We start from the raw sequence: 19,414 nt of genomic DNA, 5'->3' as shown, positions 1-19,414 counted from the left end.
TTCTTAGCATAGCAATAAAAAAGACCATCAAATGATGGTCTTTTTTATTCGATATATTGATTAGAAACGGTAACCGATTTTCATACCATATGCGATTGCATGGTTATCAGTGAAGTCAGCAAGATAGCTATCGGTGTTAAATTGAGCACCAGATTGAGCTTTAGCATCACCCAGCCAGAAGTATTTCACACCACCAGAGATAAAGTAGTTAGCTGCTGGACTAAATTGAACACCTACACCAAGATTCCAATAACCTTCTGTTGGACCAAGTGTTGTAATAGGATTTCCTGCACCAGAATCCCAACCTACAGAAACATTACCAGCCCATTGTTCACTAAGTTTACGACCAACACCTGCATTTACAGACCATTGATCATCTGTATAAGCAACTAAGTCAAAGCCGTTCGGCTTATTAATAGCAGGATTAGCGCCAGCAATATTAGATGCGATACCGAAAGCATAAGGACGGATTGCGAAGTCTTTCCAATTTACCCAACGAACATTTGCGAATGCAACAGTGTTCGCCATAATACCTGTTTGAAGATCTAAGTTTACAGATTGAGGCGTAGTGATATCTGTAGAACCTGTCGCTGCATTTCCGGGAACAACAGCAGGATTGTTTAAAATAGGTGCTAATGAGCCAGGTGCGATGGCACCAACAGATGATTCATCAATATTAACTTTATGTTTGATCTCAGAGCGATATGTTACTGCTGCTTTTAAAGCAATTTCAGGAATTTGATAAGCTGCTCCAACTAGCCAACCAGCAGCAGAATCTTCTGGAATATCAGCATTGTAGCCACCAAAAGCATTTATCCCGCCATAACCAGCACCACGTAATTGAACACCACCTTTTACAGTTTGGTATACGCCACCTGCATAAAGATTAACGTTCTTAATCGGTTGAACACCAAAAAGCATAGAGATGTTTTGTGTGTCAACTTCAACTTTTGTATTGCCTGCAGTATTAGTAAATAAAGTTGAATCGTGATATTCAGCATCTGCACCAAATGGTTGATCATAAATCAAACCGAATGATAAATAATCCGTTAATTGTAACTTGAGAGCAGCATTGTAAAATTGATAGTCTTCACCCATGTCACTAATATTTTGACTACCAGTTGCAGCTGTAGATTGACCTTTTACTGTTGGATCTAGAACCGAAATACCAGCTTCAAAATAGTTACCTGGTTGTAAAAAAGCAGACACAGACTGACCTGAACGATCTAATGCTGCTGCAAATACTCCAGTTGCAGGCAGCGTCGCTAAAATCATGGCAGTGCTAAGATGTTTTAATTTCATTTTAAATCTTTCCTTGAACTTCAAGATTTTTTAGGTAGAGAAGCTATGATTGGCTTGTCAAATCATGCATTGAAATAGATTTGATATAACTTCATGTAACAAAAATACCATAATTAAAATAAGAGTAAATATTCTAAATGAACTACCCAGTACGATTGATGACATGAAACAGGATAAAAATAATGCTATTTATGTTAGTGTATATTTCTATATTTACTGGTAATATAATGAAAAATATAGATTATTAACTAAAAATTAGCGTATTGTTTTTTTGCATTTTTTCAAAAAAAAAACTTTATAAGGTCAAAGGTTTTTTGTAAAAATTGAGAAATTTTTCTCCATAATTTTTCTTTAAAGCACTTTTTGACAATACTGAGCAGAATTTAAGAATAATTTTACGCAAAATTTACGTCCAGTGGTTTTTTCAATATAGAGAATTTACGCCCTCAATTTCCATACTAATGATGACCTATTTTAAATGGCATTTGCTATGTGGGAATTTATTTCAGTATTTATCCTTTCAGTGCTGTTGGCTTATCCGCTAGGACACTATCTTGCGGATGTGATGCAAACCAAACCAATGAAGAGTGACCGCTTGTTTAAGTGGATTGAACAACCGATCTACGCTGTTCTCAATGTGAAGCAAGTGGGCATGAACTGGCGGCAATATCTAGGTGCTTTTGTTCTGAGTAATGTGCTACTGCTTGGGGCGAGTGTCACTATTTTAATGACACAGGCATGGCTACCATTGAATCCTGATCATATCCCGAATATGAATGGGGACTTGGCTTTACATACCACCATTTCATTTCTGACCAATACCAATCAGCAACATTATTCAGGACAGGTTCAACTGTCCTATTTGTCACAAATGACCGTGATTGTGGGGTTGCAATATTTGTCGCCGATTATGGGGCTTGCCTTATTGGTGGCTATGTTAAGAGCATTATTTTTACAATCCGCTCAAGCAGAAGACTCAGAACAAAACAAATGGAATCGTATTAATCTGGGCAATTATTGGATGGATATCATCCGTCCCTTATTTCGATTCTTCATTCCTCTAGGATTTATTTTTTCTTTGCTACTGACCTTTCAAGGTGTGCCAGCAACCTTATCTGCTGGGCCAACAGCGCAAATTTTAGAGCAAAGCACAGAAGTCAAAACTCAGCATATTCCGCTCGGTCCTGTTGCACCGATGGTGGCGATTAAACAGCTGGGCAGTAATGGCGGTGGCTGGTATGGACCAAACAGTACTGTGCCTTTAGAAAATCCAACACCATTCTCCAATGTGATTGAGATGATCGCGATCTTACTGATCCCATTGTCAGCCGTATTTATGGTTGGGCGTTTTATTCAACGCAAAAAACTGATGTGGATGATTTTTGGCAGCATGTTGTTGATGTCACTTTCTTCAACGCTATTGACCCTGTGGGCTGAAAAATCTTCGCTCACTCCAAATACTGCTTTGATGGAAGGGAAGGAAATGCGTTTCGGTGCTGAGGCATCCGCACTATGGGGGAGTTTGACTACACAAGTGAATAACGGCTCTGTGAATATGATGCATGATTCGGCTTCACCACTGACGGGATTGGTTGAACTGTGCAATATGCTGATCAATGCCATTTGGGGCGGGATTGGTTGCGGTCTATTACAGTTCTTTATTTATCTATTTCTGGCGGTATTTATTGCAGGTTTGATGACAGGACGTACCCCTGAACTGTTTGGCCGAAAAGTTGAAGTGACTGAAATTAAGTTATTGGCACTGGTGATTTTATTACAACCTGTGGTGATTCTGGGTTTGACGGCCATCGCCATTGCCTTTCCATCCATGACAGGGACTTCAAATCCAGCGTTTCATGGTATTAGCCAAGTGTTTTATGAGTATGTCTCTGCCTACGCCAATAATGGTTCGGGTTTTGAAGGCTTAGGCGATAACATTGTATGGTGGAATCTGAGTGCCAGTGTCGCTTTATTGGCAGGGCGTTATAGCGTGTTGATCATTCCAGTCTTAATTGCAGTCAGTTTAGCAACCAAACCGCAAGCAGCCGAAAGCAAAGGTTCTTTACATATTGAGTCACCGACATTTGCACTGACCTTAATCGGGATCGTGTTGATTCTCACCTTATTGCAATTCATGCCAGTGTTGGTGATTGGGCCAATTGCTGACTATTTATCGATAAAAGTTTAAGCGTGGAGCAAGCACAATGAAACATTCAAATGCGACACAACAGATGGATATCTTGAATAAAGAAATTATTCAGCAAACTTTCCATAAATTGCTGCCTCAACACGCATTTAAAAATCCAGTGATGGCCTGTGTGTGGGTAGGAACAGTTTTAACCCTTGTTGCCACTTTGATGGGGAGTAACAGCTTAGGTTTTGGTTTAGTCCTAAGCTTGATTCTATTGGTCACGGTCTTATTCGCCAATTATGCCGAAGCGGTTGCAGAAGCCAAAGGTCGGGGACAAGCAGCATCATTACGTCAGGCGCGTGAAAATTTAACTGCAAATCGTATTCTCGATTTAAATGCCGTACCTACAGTGATTTCTGCAAATTTACTGAAAAAGGATGATCTTGTCATTGTTAAAGCAGGTGAAATTGTTCCTGCGGATGGGGAAATTATTCAGGGTTTTGCGACCATCAATGAATCAGCCGTTACAGGTGAATCTGCGCCCGTACTGCGTGAAGCCAATACCGATCGTTCAGGCGTGATTGGCGGAACTAAAGTCTTGTCAGATGAAATTATTATTCGAGTTAGTAATGAGGCAGGGCATAGCTTTTTAGACCGTATGATTGCCTTGGTGGAAGGTGCCAACCGTCAAAAGACACCAAATGAGATCGCATTGAGTATTTTGCTCAATATTATGACCATCACCTTTATTGTGGTTGTGTTGACTTTACCTGTGATTGGCTCAATGGTCGGGATCAAAATTAGTATGGTCTTGCTAATTGCACTGTTGGTCTGTTTGATTCCAACTACAATCGGAGGCTTGCTGCCTGCAATCGGTATCGCAGGGATGAACCGTGCTTTAAAAGCCAATGTCTTAGCAAAATCAGGGAAAGCGGTTGAAGTTGCGGGTGATATTGATGTGTTGTTGTTGGATAAAACTGGCACGATCACCTATGGCGACCGTCAAGCCACTGCTTTCTATCCATTGGCTGGTGTGACACCAAGTGAGTTACGCCAAGCGGCAATGCTCACTTCTTTTGCTGACCCAACCCCTGAAGGGAAGTCGGTGGTGGCTTTAGGTAAGGAACTAGGCGAAAGCGTTCAAGAGCCAAAAGATGCCGAGTTCATTCAGTTTAGTGCATCAACTCGTTTATCGGGTGTGGACTTAGCGACAGGGCAAAAGATTCGTAAAGGTGCTGTGGACGCGATTCTTAACTTTACCCATCAAGAAATCAAAGACAATATTGAACTGAAAACTCGTGTAGAGCAAGTGGCTTCTAAAGGTGCGACACCGCTTGTGGTGGCTTCGAATCATAATATTTTAGGCGTGATTGAACTTTCAGATGTGATTAAACAAGGCATTAAAGAGCGCTTTGCACTGTTACGTGAGATGGGCATCAAAACCATTATGGTCACAGGAGACAATCCATTAACCGCGGCTGCGATTGCGGCTGAAGCAGGGGTGGATGACTATATTGCAGAAGCGAGACCTGAGGACAAATTGGCGTGTATTCGTAATGAGCAAGCAGCAGGGAAATTGGTCGCAATGGTGGGTGATGGTACCAATGATGCACCAGCCTTGGCGCAGGCAGATATTGGTTTAGCCATGAATTCAGGTACTCAGGCTGCCAAAGAAGCAGGCAATATGGTGGACTTGGATTCCGATCCGACCAAATTGCTGGATGTGGTCGAAATTGGCAAGCAGCAATTGATTACTCGTGGAGCATTAACCACTTTTTCTTTGGCAAATGACGTATCTAAATATTTTGTGATCTTACCAGCCTTGTTTGCCGTGGCGATTCCACAACTAGGGGTACTGAATGTTTTACAGCTTAGTAGTCCAAGTAGTGCGGTGATTTCCGCTTTGATCTTTAATGCCTTGATTATTCCAATGTTGATTCCATTGGCACTCAAAGGCGTTCAATTCAAACCTGCCAGTGCGCTGCAATTGTTACGCCGTAATATGCTGATTTACGGTGTAGGTGGGGTGATCTTTCCGTTTATTGTGATCAAGCTGATTGATCTTGTTGTGTCCTTGTGGATTTAGGAGTTGGAAATGAATACTTTATTGAGTCATGAACAATTGAATCAACAGGACTTGGCATTATCTAGTCAAGGACATTCAGTCCTACGTCCGAGTCTGGGTTTGATCTTGGTTGGTTTTTTCATTGCAGGCATGTTGTACGCTACGGCTAGTGTCTCTGTAGCTCAGTTGCTTTTCCCTGAGCAGGCCAATGGCAGTTTAATCAAACTTGATGACAGAATTGTGGGTTCAAGCTTGGTAGGACAAAACTTTGTTAGTGAACAATATTTTCATGGACGACCAAGTGCGGTAAGTTACAATGTCGATGGCATGGCAGGCAGTAATTTAGCAATCTCTAATCTTGATTTACAAAAACAAATTAAAGAGCGAACAGTGCAATTTGCCCAGAATAATCATATTACTGAGCAACACGTGCCGAATGAGATGGTGACGGCATCAGGAAGCGGAATCGACCCAGATATTTCACCTGAAAGTGCTTTATTACAGGTGAAACGCGTGGCACAGCAACGTCATTTATCTGAGCAGCGAGTGCGTGATTTGGTACAACAACAAATTCAGCCTGCACAATTCGGCGTCTATGGGCAAGCGCGGGTCAATGTGCTACAGCTAAATTTAGCCTTAGATCAATTGTCATCGACCATACGTTGATAGAGCGTAATTATGCAGATCGACCGTAATAACAAAGCAGATGCATGGTTAGCACATAGTCAACGTGAACAATCTGGACGTTTGACTATTTTCTTGGGTGCAGCACCTGGGGTAGGGAAAACCTATGCCATGCTGACCCGAGCGCATGAACTGATGCAGCAAGGGCAGCATGTGGTGGTTGGCGTGGTGGAAACCCACGGTCGATCTGACACTGAAGCTTTGATTCAAGGGCTGAATGTTATTGCAAGAAAGTCTGTGGAATATCAGGGGCGAATGTTGGATGAGATGGATCTCGACCAAATTCTTAAATTAAAGCCTCAAATTGTGCTTGTTGATGAATTGGCCCATCGTAATGTACCCAATAGTCGGCATGAATATCGTTGGCAAGATGTTAATGAGTTGTTGGATGCAGGTATTGATGTCTATAGCACCTTAAATATTCAGCATTTGGAAAGTTTGAATGATGTGGTTTTTCAAATTACGGGGATTCGGGTCACTGAAACTGTCCCCGATGCACTACTTAAACGTTTGAAAGATATTCGACTGGTTGATTTACCTGTTCCCGAACTATTAGAACGGATGAATCATGGCAAGATTTATTTCGCCGATGTTGCACCCCATGCATTACAAGGTTTTTTTAAAGCTGCGAATTTGACAGCTTTACGTGATCTGGCAATTCAAACTGTTGCAGGGCAGGTCGATATTGATTATCGAGAAAAATTTGTTGCGCAAGGGCAGATTATTCCGATTCAAAATCATGTGATGTTGGCGATAGATGGTTCTGAATTCTCTGAAGATTTGATACGCCGCGCCCATCGGATTGCGGAAAGGCGCAATGCAACGTGGAGCGTCATTTCGATTCAAAAAAGTAAGGTTGAAACGACCCAAGCTTTTGCAGTGACTAAAGCCTTTAATCTAGCGCGTAAGCTCGGTGCAGACACTTATTTACTCTATAGTAATCATATTGCATCGACTATTTTACAAGCGGCTTATGATTATGGTGCATCGAATATTTTACTTGGTAAAAGCCCTCAAAAATCGTTATGGCAGCGCCTATTTTCACATCATATTGCCGATCAACTGTTAGAGAAACAGCATCCCTTTGAAATCACCTTTGTTCAGCCTTTAAAAGCCAAAAATAATGAAAAGCGTTTGCAGACAGATGTGGCGCATTCATCTTGGCTAGAACAAGGCTTGGCATTTAATCAACGTGAAGTGCTTGAAAGTATTATCATTGTATTACTGGGACTGATTGTGGCTGCAATCAGTGATCATTTTATTGGGTATAGTGATTTAGCCTTGATTTTTATTGTGACTGTATTATTGGTTGCGATACGTGCCCGCATGTTGATTACGATTATCAGCGTATTCGTCTGTTTTTTACTCTATAACTACTTTTTTATCGAGCCTCGCTTTACCTTTATGATTAGTGCTGAACGTGGGGTGATTACCATTATCACGTTCATTGTCTCAGCTTTATTGGTCGGGCGTTTAGCCAACCAATTACGCGCTCAGGTGCTTAGCCTACGTGCTGCAAATTCAGTGTCGTTACAGTTACAAGAATTAGAGCGCAAGCTATCGACCTGTGTAGATATTGAACAGGTGTTAAGCGTAGCTAAACAACATTTAGAAACCTCATTAAATGCCACGGTCTGGTTAAAAGTTGAAAATCAGTCTTTAGGTGATCCATCTGTCTTAAATGAAAAAGATCAAATTGCCGCAGATTGGACGCAGAAGAATGCGAAACCCTGTGGACGTTTTACCAATACGTTGACCAATTCTGATTGGTGGTTTATTCCGTTAAATTTGGTGAAAGAATATGGCGTGATTGCAATTCGCTTTCATCAAAATGCTCAAACCATCAGTTTTGAATTGCAACGTTTAACTGAGTTGATGATTGAAGACATTGCGCAAACTGTTGCTCGGGTTCAGCTCTCGTTACAATTAGAAAATTCTAGAGTAGTGGCTGAAACGGAAAAGCTGCGTTCAGCTTTGCTTTCTTCGGTCTCGCATGATTTACGTTCACCCTTAGCCGCGATGATTGGTTCAGCAGATACGCTCAAATATTATGGTGAACAGATACCTGAAAGCGATCGGTATGAATTATTAGACACTATTCACATTGAAGGGGAACGACTGGATCGTTATATTCAAAACCTGTTGGATATGACTCGATTAGGTCATCAGGGTTTGACTTTAAGTCGTGCTTGGATCGGGGTGGATGAACTGATTGGCTCGGCAACTCAACGGCTTAAACGCTATCAGCCTGAGGTGAAAATCGAGGTTGCTTTGGCGGAAGAACTTCCGCAATTGTATGTGCATCCTGCTTTGATTGAACAAGCCATTTTTAATGTTTTAGAAAATGCTGCCAAGTTTTCACCAGAGAATGTTCCAATTGAAATAAAGATTCAGCAAGAGGAACACTTCTTACAAATTGACATTATCGATCAGGGGATCGGCATTCCTGAACATGAACGTGAACAAATCTTTGATATGTTCTACACCATGCAACGCGGCGATCGCGGTAAAACAGGAACAGGTTTAGGGTTGGCGATTGTCAAAGCCATTATTGGCGCACATATGGGCAGTATTGAAGCTTTTGCTGGAACAGATGGTCAAGGCACCTTAATTCGCATACGATTACCGTTACATCAGGATTAAAATTATTATTTATGCCGCAAACAACCCATCCGAATGCTTCAATTTTAATTATTGATGATGAACCTCAAATTCGAAAATTTTTAGACATTGCTTTACGTGCGCAAGGTTATCAGGTGCATGTTGCTGAAAATGGCATGAAAGGCTTAGAAATTTTGGCAACACGAGGTGCGGATTTGCTGATTTTAGATTTGGGTTTGCCAGATATGGAAGGACAGGAAGTATTGACCGAGATGAGGCAATGGTCAGATATTCCTGTGATCGTGTTATCTGCCCGTCCTGATGAAAATCAAAAAATTAAATTGCTCGATGCAGGTGCAAACGACTATGTCACTAAACCGTTTAGCATTCAGGAATTATGTGCCCGTATTCGAGTGATGTTTCGCAATAAACCACAACAGTCTGAACAGAATATTGTATTTGATGATGGTCAATTATCTGTGGACGTGGCTGAACATGTGGTGAGATTCGCGAATGAAGAAATTGTTCTCACCAAAAAAGAATTTCAACTATTAGCACTATTGATTCGTCATCAAGGTAAGATTGTTACGCAAAAACAAATTATGACCGAGTTATGGGGCATTAGCCATGAAGAAGATACCCATTATCTTCGAATCTTGGTGAAAAAACTTCGCAGCAAAATTGGAGATTCTGCGGTTACTCCAAAATATATTTTTACCATTGCAGGCGTGGGGTTACGTTTCCAAGGACAATCCTAAATTGAAAATAAAAAGAGAGTTTGTAAAACTCTCTTTCTGATGAATAAACCGTTTATTTTAAGTTTGGGTCGCCTTTTTTCAAAAAGAAACTCAAAGCAAGTTTTTGTACCCAAGTGCCGTAAGGTGGATAGAATAATTGCGTTGGGAAGAAGCGATGACGAGCAAAAACCGTTTTTGCATGTGATAGCTCACGGAAGCCTTCCTCACCGTGATAAGTTCCCATACCAGAGTTACCAATACCACCAAAAGGTGCATCATGATTGACCACATGCCAACCCCAATCATTAATCGTGACACCACCTGAATGAGTTTGTTTTAAGATGTAGTCTCGTTCGGTTGAATCATGGGTAAAACAATAGAGTGCTAAAGGTCGTTCACCTGCTTTGATATAGGCAATTGCATCATCAAGGCTATCGTAAGCAACTACAGGCAATACTGGGCCAAACAGCTCTTCTTTTAGAATACGCATATCGGGGGTGCAATTCAGTACAATATGTACAGGCATACGACGCGCATCTTTGTCACGATCATATTCGGCACAGGCAATAATTTGAGCACCTTTGGCTTTTGCATCGTCTAGGATTTCTAATAAACGTCTGAAATGGCGATCATTGACGATAGATGTATAGTTAGAATTATTGCTGATATTACTGCCATACATCGCCGTAAAATTCTTTTTGCATTCTTCTGCAAATTGATTCACTTGCTCTTTCGGCACAAGCGCATAGTCAGGTGCAACGCAGATTTGCCCACAGTTGGTTGCCTTACCATGCAATATACGTTTAGCTGCATCGGCTAAGGGATAATTTCGACTGACAAGCGCAGGGGATTTACCGCCTAATTCTAATGTGACAGGTGTTAGGTTTTCTGCTGCTGCACGCATCACCACTCGACCAATCGCAGGTGAACCTGTAAATACAATATGGTTAAAAGGCAATGATGTGAATTGTGCAGGATTAAGAATTTCTTCACCGAAAATACAAACTTCATCTTCAGTAAAAACTTCAGCCAGCATACGTCTAAGTACTGCATTAGTGGCAGGCGTAATTTCGGGCAGTTTAATCATGACTCGATTGCCCGCAGCGATTGCAGCAACTAATGGACCCAACGCCAAATAAACAGGGAAATTCCAAGGCACAATCACGCCGACCACACCTTTCGGTTGATATTGGACAGCCAGACGGTTTGATAAAAACAGTAATTCAGTACTACGCTTACTCGGTCGCATCCATTTACGTAAATGTCGAATGGCATGTTCTGCTTCCAAAACAGAACCTAATAAGTCCAATAATTTTGATTCATCTACCGATCGGGAACTAAAATCGCTATTGATAGCGTTTGCAATCACGTCTTGATAACGAATAATTTGTTTTTTAAGTTTGAATAATTTTGTACGTCGAGCATCGAGATCAGGATAAGGATTCGCATCGAAAGCAGCACGTTGTTGGGCGAATACCATGTGCATATGTTTAGTTGCCGAGTCGCTAAATTCCTGCGAATGAGAAAGTGTCATTGTTGCTCCTTCCATGCTTATTGGTAGAAATAGACTTTATGATTGATTGAATTTTTAGTCGATGTTAAATTGAGACAACAAAAAGTAATTTAGTGCCATTATCTACTGACCCAACGGATAACGTAAAAATGCCTAAACAGAATATTGAGCAAAATATTTATATTGAAGCTCGTTATGATCATACGCTATTCGGTCAAGGCACGCCTATACTTGGTTTAAGCAGTTTGTATGATGAAATGCAAAAACAAGGATATTCCATCGCTCAGATGTTGGACGGTACGGGTATTGCGCATGATGCGCTGACAAGTGCGACCACAACAATATCTCAATATCAAAAGTTGAAGCTATTTCAAAATATCCAATCTTTGTCTAAAGATCCATTGATCGGGCTTAGGGCAGGGCAAAAACAAAAATTATCAGATTTCGGGGTGTATGGTTATGCACTGTACTCCTCTCGTAACTTTCAACAAGCCGTCGAACTTGGCATTCGTCATATCAAATTAGCCAGTCCAGTATTACAAAAATCATTTTATATACAAAATGATGCTGCAATTTTTGAAGCTAAGGAAATTATTGCTTTAGGACATTTATTGCCATTAATTTGCGAGTTCTGGTTTAGTTCAATGCAGACCTTAATTCAGTGCGTACTTGAAGCGCCATTTCAAGCTAAAAGGTTATTACTGCCTTATCCTGCCCCTGAATATGCAGATGAATACCAAAAAGTGTTTGGTTGTGTTGTGGAATTCGATGCAGAGGTGATGCAATGGCATTTCGATTTAGCATGGTTAGATGCGCCTTGTCCAAATGCAAATCCGATTACTGCGGATATGTGCCAGTCTTTTTGTGAGCGGATGTTGGGAAATGAAAATGATGAAGAATCTGAACTGATCAAAACGATTCGTCTGATTTTCTTGGACAGTGTTGGGAATTTTCCAACTGCTCAACAGATGGCAGATCAATTACATTTATCTAAAAGAACTTTATATCGCCGTTTAGCCGATCTGAACGTGACTTACCAAGAGATTTTGGATAGCACGAGAACACGTCTTGCTGATGAGTATTTGGCTGCAACGACATTGAGTATGGATGAAATTGCCGAAAGACTTGGTTTTTCAGATACTTCAAACTTTAGGAAAGCGTATTGTCATTGGACGGGAATTTCACCTAATCAATATCGTAAAAAGTTTGCTTAGTGAAATGCAAAGAACTAGACGTTATTTAAAATTAATTTTGATAGAGATTTAATCATTCTTTCATGATTCGCTTATATATTGCGGTGAGCGAATCTAAAAAGATAAATATGCAATGATATTTGAAAGCTTAAACATTTACTTGTTTGATTGCATAAACTCGTTTGCGACTCAGAATGCGATTGTGGATAGAGTTGCTATATTTACAGCACATGACTTAAATACAGTTTTTATATGTTTTCTTTTATTTTTATTGGTTTACCAATGGAAAATCTATAATTATTTATTCGCTAAAACACTTTTAATTGTACTGCTTTCTTTGATCCTGAGTGATTTAGCTGAAATTTTCTACCATCATCCTCGTCCGTTTGAAATAGGATTAGGTCATCAACTTATTGGGCATGGTCCAAGTTCATCATTTCCCAGTCAGCATACCTTAACCATTGCGATCATTGCTTTTTCATACTGGTTAGCAGGTTTTAAGAAGATTGGTATATTCGGTATTTTTGTCGGTATGGTCGTTGGTTTATCAAGGATTTATGTTGGGGTTCATTTTCCATTTGATATCATTGGATCTTTTATTATTGGTTTGATGTTGGTTGTATCTGTCAATTATATCGTGAAGGAATTGACTGTTAGAATTCGTAAAATTACATCGGTCAGTGCTTATGATGCCTAACTTAATTTTAAATGACGACTTGAATTTTACGTTAAATTTATACTGAGCTTAGATATGTTTATATTATCTTAACGTTACATATTTATAAGCATAAATTATCCTATTCATAACAATATGAACTTGGTTTAATTTATGAATGCTGTCTTTGTAGAGTTGAATCAGCTATTAAATTTGAATAATGCGATTAATCAATTAAATGAGCAAAAATCTGAAAATATTCTGCTTGATAAGGGATTATTTTTAGAGGAAGTAGATCATTATTTAGAAAAGTATCCAAATACACAACATATTGATATTTATTTGTATGATTTGAATGGACATCTACGAGGTAAAAGAATTGATGTCAAATGCTTAACACAATTGGTGAAAGCATGTTATTTACCCCTTTCTATTTATGCGATGAGTCTAAATGGAAATGTGATAGAAGAAACAGGATTGGGTAAATTTATTGGTGAACCAGATCATTTGTGCCAGCCTATCCTAGGTTCATTGCAACCTTGTGCCATTGAGCCTGAAACCAATGCTCAATTGTTATTGACCATGAAAGATGATCGCCATCAAGAGTGTTTAATTGAACCTCGTAATATTTTAAAAAGAATACTCCAACAATTACATGAAAAAAATTATCACCCATGTATTGCAGCAGAAATAGAATTTTATTTGCAGCCGTTGAGTGGGGAACAAGAAGTTCAAGAATTAATAACGCAATGTTTTGATATTCATCTCTCTGATACACATCAACAAATTTTAGATGAGATTGAAGCTATCGCTAAACTACAGAATATTATAATTACAGGAATTATTTCTGAAGCATCTTCAGGGCAATATGAGCTTAATCTACAACACACATGTGATCTTTTAAAGTTATGTGATCAGATTATGTTATTAAAACGAACCATTAAACAAATTGCACATAAACACGGATTTCGCGCAAATTTTCTAGCAAAGCCAGATTTGTTAAAAGCAGGCAGTGGCATGCATTTTCATATGAGTTTGCTTGATCAAGATCAAAACAATATTTTTAGTCCTCTGAAAGATGAGTTATCTCAAGATCTTTTAAAAGTCATCAGTGGTTTGTTATGGTTAATGCCAAGTTCGATGGCAATTTTAGCACCCAATTTAAACTCTTTTAGACGCTTTAAAAAAGGTCATCATGTTCCTTTAGAAGCGAGTTGGGGATTGAATAACCGTAATGTCGCTATTCGAATACCGTGCTCTGATCAAGAAAATCAAAGATTGGAATACCGTGTGGCTGGAGCAGATTGTAATCCTTATCTTACCATTGCCATGATTTTGATTGGCACACTTTATGGTTTAACACACCAGTTAGAAGTACCGAAACAAATCCATCAAGTTACGTTTAAATCTAAACATTATTTATTGCCAATTGAGCAAATGGAAGCTTTAAAATTATTTAAAAATAACAAGATACTTGCAGAATATTTAGGTAAAGAATTTATGGAATTATGGTGCACAGTAAAACAAGCAGAATACCAAAGCGTTCATAGTCAAATCACATCAATTGAAAAGTCTTGGGATATTTAGAACCTATCCAATATTAATTTCATTCTTTTTTGGCAATTGGAAAAATAATTTGTTAAATTCTCCCCCATGAGAAAACCATATCCCAGCGACATTAGTCGAGAAGCCTTTAAAGAAATTGAACCGTTACTATTGAGCGGAAGAAAACAAACACGTCCAAGAGTCGTTGATGTCTATGAAGTGTTTTGCGCCTTGCTCTATATTCTAAAAAGTGGATGTCAATGGAGTATGCTTCCTCGAGACTTTCCACCTAAAAGCACTGTGCATTATTACTTCTCGATTTGGAATAGAAAACCATCAGAAACTGAACCTAGCATACTTGAGCAGGCTTTAAAAAAATGTGGTTGGCGAGGCCCGTATCAACAATGGACGGAAAGAACAAACGAGCTTTATCATCATTGATTCACAAAGTGTAAAAAACACAGATACCGCACGTAATAAAGGCTATGACGCTGGTAAAAGAGTTTCAGGGATTAAAAGACATATCATTGTTGATACTCAAGGTCTGCCTCATGGAATATTTATTACGACAGCAGATAAAACAGATCGTCAAGGTGCATTAGATGCCATAACTTTACATAGAGACACCTTACAAAATGTAGAGGTTGTACTTGTTGATGGTGGTTATACAGGCGAACCCTTTTCTTTGGCTGTTAATGATTTAATCAGAGCGCGAGTTGAAGTTGCTAAACGAAGTGAATTACATAAATTTGCAGTCATACCACAACGCTGGGTTGTGGAAAGATCATTTGCTTGGTTAGAAAAATGTAGAAGGCTTTGGAAAAACTGTGAAAAGCACCTAAATACGAGCCTGCAGTTCATTAATTTAGCCTTTTTAAGGCTACTTTTGCATAGAAAATATTCTGGATAGGTTCTTAGACATCTATTGTTTTATCTAGCCTTGATTTAGCAAATAACCGCTTTAAGGTCACAATATATCTTTATAGGACAAATTGAGAAAATACATGAAAAACAAATTGACAGCATGAATAGTAGATTATAATTTAATCACAGTTCCAATTTAGAACTAAGTAGAAATTTATATCTAAGCTTGTTCAAGAGATGATGTAGCTCTTGTCGGCTTGCTGTTGAATATATAATTTCTTGATGGTCTTGTTAATGTAGTTAAAGCTGTTTGCGCTTTAGTTTTAGGGGAAGGAAAGCCATAATGTCACATAATACAATTACGGTGCGCCAAACGCAGTTTAAACCTGAGAAAATCAAAGCGCACTATACTGAATCTACGCTTATGTCACATTTTCTCACAGCACTATCTATGAGCTTTCCACAGGGAGAACGTTTTTTTGTAGAAACTGTTCGTAATGTGCGTGATCAAATTCATGATGAACAATTACAAAAAGATATTTCGGGTTTTATTGGTCAAGAGGCACATCATGCCCGCGCTCATGAGCAGTTTAATCAACTGGTGCAAAGCAGTGAATATCATTTAAAAAAATTTGAAAAGGCTTATGAGCAGGAAATGATTCGCTTACGGACTCTGAGCCAACGCCGTCAATTGGCTGCAACAGTCGCACTTGAGCATTTTACGGCAATGATGGCTGGTTATATGCTTCAGTATCCAAATGTCATGTTTAAAGGTTTATCAGAAAAAATGAAGAATCTATGGATTTGGCATGCTGTTGAAGAAATTGAGCATAAGCATGTAGCTTTTGATGTATATCAGCAAGTTTTTGCTAATCTAGCGCAGCGCCGTAGAAGTATGCGAACCATTACTGTCGGATTTATAACTAGCACTATTGTGATGACCAGTCATCTTGCCTGGCAAGACCGCAAAAATACCTTGTATTCCCCAGCACAACTTTTGAAAAATGCTCAAACGCTTTTAGGACTGACTCAAATGACGTGGCGTTTACTACCTGATTATTTAGCATTCTATAAAGCTAGTTTTCATCCGTCTGAGATAAACCAACAAGATTTACTCACCAAAGCGAAAGTGTTGTTAGCTAATTAAATATTCATTTTAAAATCAAATTATTATTAACTTATTCAAGGATACTATCGTTTATATCTCAATTATCTAAATGGTGCGCTCAGCGGGACTCGAACTATAAGTTTATTTATTTGAATTATTTGATAATTATTTATACGGTAATGGTCTGTTACCGCATTATTTACCGTAAAAACAATATGATCATCCACTAGTCTTTTCTCGAAGCCTTAATTTGGTAAATAATTATTAGCTTGATTGAAATCATTATAACAAAAAATAATTTTTAAATGGACTGGTTATCTTTGGAGTAGCTAATGCCTAAAGATGAATTGAACTTTTCTTCGCTTTGTTTCAAAAGTCAAACTGTAAACTAATTATAAGCCTAATTCCCGCATTCCTTGATCTGTCAATCCAAACTTTCTTTAGTTCAGTGCTATTGTCTTTTTGCTGAATTTTAAACTCAAGGAAAAACTAGGCATATGTGTAATTAGTAAGAATAAAATATATTTTTTTTGAGATGATATAATGTGATTAATAGGATTTTAATTCATTGTTTTTTATTTTTAATAATTGTATATTCAATAGTTTATTGTTATTTTTTTTGAATTTAAGATGCATATTAATAAAATGGATGTGTTTAAGCTACTCAGACTGCGGACTCATCACTCATATGCAGAATTGTCACAAGAAGAACGGGATAGAACGACCTTTTTTAAGGAGTCCGTTGATGTCTTGGAAAATTACTCCAAATTTATAGAGGATGTTTTAGGTGAAAAAAGTTCGGTATTAAAAGAATTCGAGCTGAATCATAGAAATGAGGATGGTGATTTTGGTAAGGATGCTTATCAATATTTTGATCAGCTTAAGACCTTGCCAATGTTCATTCCAAGATTGGGTTATAAGTTAGGTCAGGATGTTATTCCCTCAGGGCTATTTGAGTTTTTAGTAAAAATAAAAGGTAGTGAAAGCTCGTATTTTTTGGATAAATCGCCTAAGCAAAATTTTTCTCCTATACAAATAAGAAAACTAATGAATTGGGTTAAGGGGAGTAATAGAAGCATTTCTTGGAATGGAGTTGCTGATGATAAAATATGTGTAAGTGAGTTATATAGGCTATGTAGTTGCTTTGATGAAATCATTGCATATCATCAAAATATAAGAATTTTATGTCTAGATATTCGACTTAAAAACAATCATACAGATAATTACGAAAACTTTGATGAAGATTTTAGACGTATTAATTGGGGGTATGCGGGTAAAATTCATCATTATTTGAATGACTTCCCTGATTTTTTACATGGGTTTTTTAAATATGAAAATGATCATCAGCATGGCTTGAATTTACATTGCATCTTATTCTTTGAGGGGGAAGGAAAGCTAAGCACAAAGGCTAAAATCGAGCAACTAAAAGAAAAAATTATACGAGATAAGTTTGAAACAGGCGTAGAGATTAGCGACTGGTTAGCAGAATCCAAGAAAATCACTAAGCAGGATTTCTCAAAAATTTCATCTCATCAGCAGGAACTTATCCAGCAGTTCAAATCTTGGATTTTGGGTTACTATGCTTATATCGATAGAATCGTAAAGCTAGACTATAAAGATAGCAAAAATGAATCTTTACCAATTAATGGTACTTTTGGAAAGCAAGATCGATCTGTGCCTTTTGATCCTCATGAAGCATACCGTAAGCATATCGAGTTTTGGCAAAAACTCATTGAAGGCAAGAATCCACAGAAAGTCTGGCAATACCAAAATCTTAGTCGGGATGCAATTGAACGAATAAAAGTTACCGAACTTGTTTATAAGGAATACGCAAAATCGGATACAAGATTTACAGACTTGGCTGAGGTTGGGATACACCTAGAGATTTTTATTGAAAACTTATTGGTTTCTAATGGAGGTCTTTTTGATTTCCCACGTCAATGGAATGAGTTTAATCCGTTAACTACGGATGAGCTGACTTATTCGATTACTAGATCTTGCCAACAATATTTCAGTCTACTTGATGAGCAAGAAAAAATTAAGAGATTATTCGACTACTCATCTGATGGTATGACGAGCCTATTCCTTACAAGTACTTCGATACAAATCAGATCATTTTTTTCAAAAATACAAGATGGTGATAAGTTTAATTTAGATTTACAAAAAATCGATGAGTTAAATATTAAAAGTCTAGCATTGAAAAAAAGATATCAAGTGCAGACTTTTCAGGATGGTAGGCTTCAGATACGGACCAATCAAGTTTCTCAAAATTTTAATAAAGTTGAGGCAAATATTGTTCAGCACAAAATCTGTGCGAGACGTTATGTAACAGCAACTGATTATATCGATCATCTGTTTACGCAAGATCTAGTGGTGTATAGGGTGCAATTTAGATTGGAAAAATACAGCAGTGGCTTACTTCAAGAGGAGTTTTCCAAGCTTTTTACCAGTTTTGTACGTTTTGCTAAACGATCCAAGCCGCTTTCGATGGGCGTAGGATATTTAGGAAGCTGGAATATCGGTTATGAAAATAGGATATTTGCTGATGTATTATTTTTCTTTCCCAGAACAAAAATTAAGCAACTCGATAAAGTAGGGGAATCTATAGTAGAGTATTGGGATAGATTTCTTTATAAACACATACAAACTAAAATTAATTGTGAGCCTCAAGATATTATCAATAGTTCGAAGTCGATTGAGATATTTTTATCTCAACCAGAATTTAATTCAAATTACGTTGTAATTGGTGCTACGGATAAGAAGAAACAGAGATTGTTCAAAAATACGGTCATCAAATACTTATGTTATAAAGAAATTTTTCAGCCGAGACCAAATAAAGAAATTAAAAAAGTTCTTATAAAAGGCTCAGTGGTAAAGACAAAAAATAACTTAATGCTTGGTTCTGATGAAGAAACTAACATTAGCTCAGCTCTGTTTGAGAAATTCATTAAGCCAGTACGGGTAAGCAGCCAGAATGTATTGCCAGATTAGTGATCAACCTTAGCTGGTTTTTAAA

The 19,414-nt window shown here is 38.2% G+C and carries 13 protein-coding genes; 11 read left to right on the top strand and 2 right to left on the bottom strand.

The features are described from left to right. Window positions 1–60: 60 nt before the first annotated feature. Window positions 61–1,302 (bottom strand): OmpP1/FadL family transporter, encoded by a 1,242-nt coding sequence (locus ACN19N_RS11845; protein ID WP_420001393.1) that lies wholly within the window; start codon window positions 1,300–1,302, stop codon window positions 61–63. A 490-nt stretch (window positions 1,303–1,792) separates the two neighbouring features. Between ACN19N_RS11845 and kdpA the strand changes: the two genes are divergently transcribed. The 5 genes from kdpA to ACN19N_RS11820 are packed head-to-tail and all read left to right on the top strand — an operon-like array spanning window position 1,793 to window position 9,541. Next, window positions 1,793–3,490, top strand: coding sequence for a potassium-transporting ATPase subunit KdpA (gene kdpA / locus ACN19N_RS11840; RefSeq protein WP_420002387.1), 1,698 nt, complete (start codon window positions 1,793–1,795; stop codon window positions 3,488–3,490). A 16-nt stretch (window positions 3,491–3,506) separates the two neighbouring features. After that, window positions 3,507–5,519, top strand: coding sequence for a potassium-transporting ATPase subunit KdpB (kdpB, locus tag ACN19N_RS11835; protein ID WP_269238376.1), 2,013 nt, complete (start codon window positions 3,507–3,509; stop codon window positions 5,517–5,519). Between the two features lie 9 nt (window positions 5,520–5,528). Then, window positions 5,529–6,164 (top strand): potassium-transporting ATPase subunit KdpC, encoded by a 636-nt coding sequence (gene kdpC, locus ACN19N_RS11830; RefSeq protein ID WP_269238375.1) that lies wholly within the window; start codon window positions 5,529–5,531, stop codon window positions 6,162–6,164. Between the two features lie 12 nt (window positions 6,165–6,176). Continuing rightward, window positions 6,177–8,825 (top strand): ATP-binding protein, encoded by a 2,649-nt coding sequence (locus ACN19N_RS11825; protein ID WP_420001392.1) that lies wholly within the window; start codon window positions 6,177–6,179, stop codon window positions 8,823–8,825. 11 nt (window positions 8,826–8,836) lie between these two features. Beyond that, complete coding sequence (locus ACN19N_RS11820) at window positions 8,837–9,541, top strand: response regulator (RefSeq protein WP_046739401.1); 705 nt, start codon at window positions 8,837–8,839, stop codon at window positions 9,539–9,541. Between the two features lie 52 nt (window positions 9,542–9,593). Here the strand turns inward: ACN19N_RS11820 and ACN19N_RS11815 are convergent, their stop codons facing one another. Continuing rightward, window positions 9,594–11,054, bottom strand: a complete 1,461-nt coding sequence (locus tag ACN19N_RS11815) for a coniferyl aldehyde dehydrogenase (protein ID WP_420001391.1) — start codon at window positions 11,052–11,054, stop codon at window positions 9,594–9,596. A gap of 128 nt (window positions 11,055–11,182) precedes the next feature. On the opposite strand from ACN19N_RS11815, the gene ACN19N_RS11810 reads away from it, so the two are divergent. The 6 genes from ACN19N_RS11810 (at window position 11,183) to ACN19N_RS11785 (ending at window position 19,389) form a co-directional block, all read left to right on the top strand. Continuing rightward, the gene (locus ACN19N_RS11810) at window positions 11,183–12,247 is read left to right on the top strand and encodes an AraC family transcriptional regulator (protein WP_269238371.1); all 1,065 of its coding nucleotides are present in this window, start codon (window positions 11,183–11,185) and stop codon (window positions 12,245–12,247) included. A gap of 112 nt (window positions 12,248–12,359) precedes the next feature. Then, window positions 12,360–12,923 carry a phosphatase PAP2 family protein gene (locus ACN19N_RS11805; RefSeq protein WP_420001390.1) on the top strand — a complete coding sequence of 188 codons (564 nt, stop codon included), beginning with the start codon at window positions 12,360–12,362 and terminating at the stop codon, window positions 12,921–12,923. Window positions 12,924–13,055: 132 nt separating this feature from the next. Then, entirely contained in the window at window positions 13,056–14,468 is a 1,413-nt protein-coding gene (locus ACN19N_RS11800; protein WP_420001389.1) for a glutamine synthetase family protein, read from the top strand. Between the two features lie 66 nt (window positions 14,469–14,534). Continuing rightward, window positions 14,535–15,336, top strand: a protein-coding gene (locus ACN19N_RS11795) for an IS5 family transposase (RefSeq protein ID WP_269228195.1) whose coding sequence is annotated in 2 segments (ribosomal slippage) — window positions 14,535–14,798 and window positions 14,800–15,336 — 801 coding nt in all. Because the reading frame shifts where the segments join, the coding sequence is not laid out codon by codon here. 297 nt (window positions 15,337–15,633) lie between these two features. Continuing rightward, a complete protein-coding gene (locus ACN19N_RS11790; protein ID WP_420001388.1) occupies window positions 15,634–16,437 on the top strand; it encodes a metal-dependent hydrolase in 804 nt (267 codons plus the stop codon). A gap of 591 nt (window positions 16,438–17,028) precedes the next feature. After that, window positions 17,029–19,389: a hypothetical protein gene (locus ACN19N_RS11785; RefSeq protein ID WP_420001387.1), complete on the top strand. Its 2,361-nt coding sequence runs from the start codon at window positions 17,029–17,031 to the stop codon at window positions 19,387–19,389. Window positions 19,390–19,414 lie beyond the last annotated feature (25 nt).

It is taken from the genome of Acinetobacter sp. LF10 (assembly GCF_048585715.1).
GTDB lineage: Bacteria > Pseudomonadota > Gammaproteobacteria > Pseudomonadales > Moraxellaceae > Acinetobacter.
Note: the sequence above shows the minus strand (reverse complement) of the source record. Positions and strands in the feature narration are given on the sequence as shown.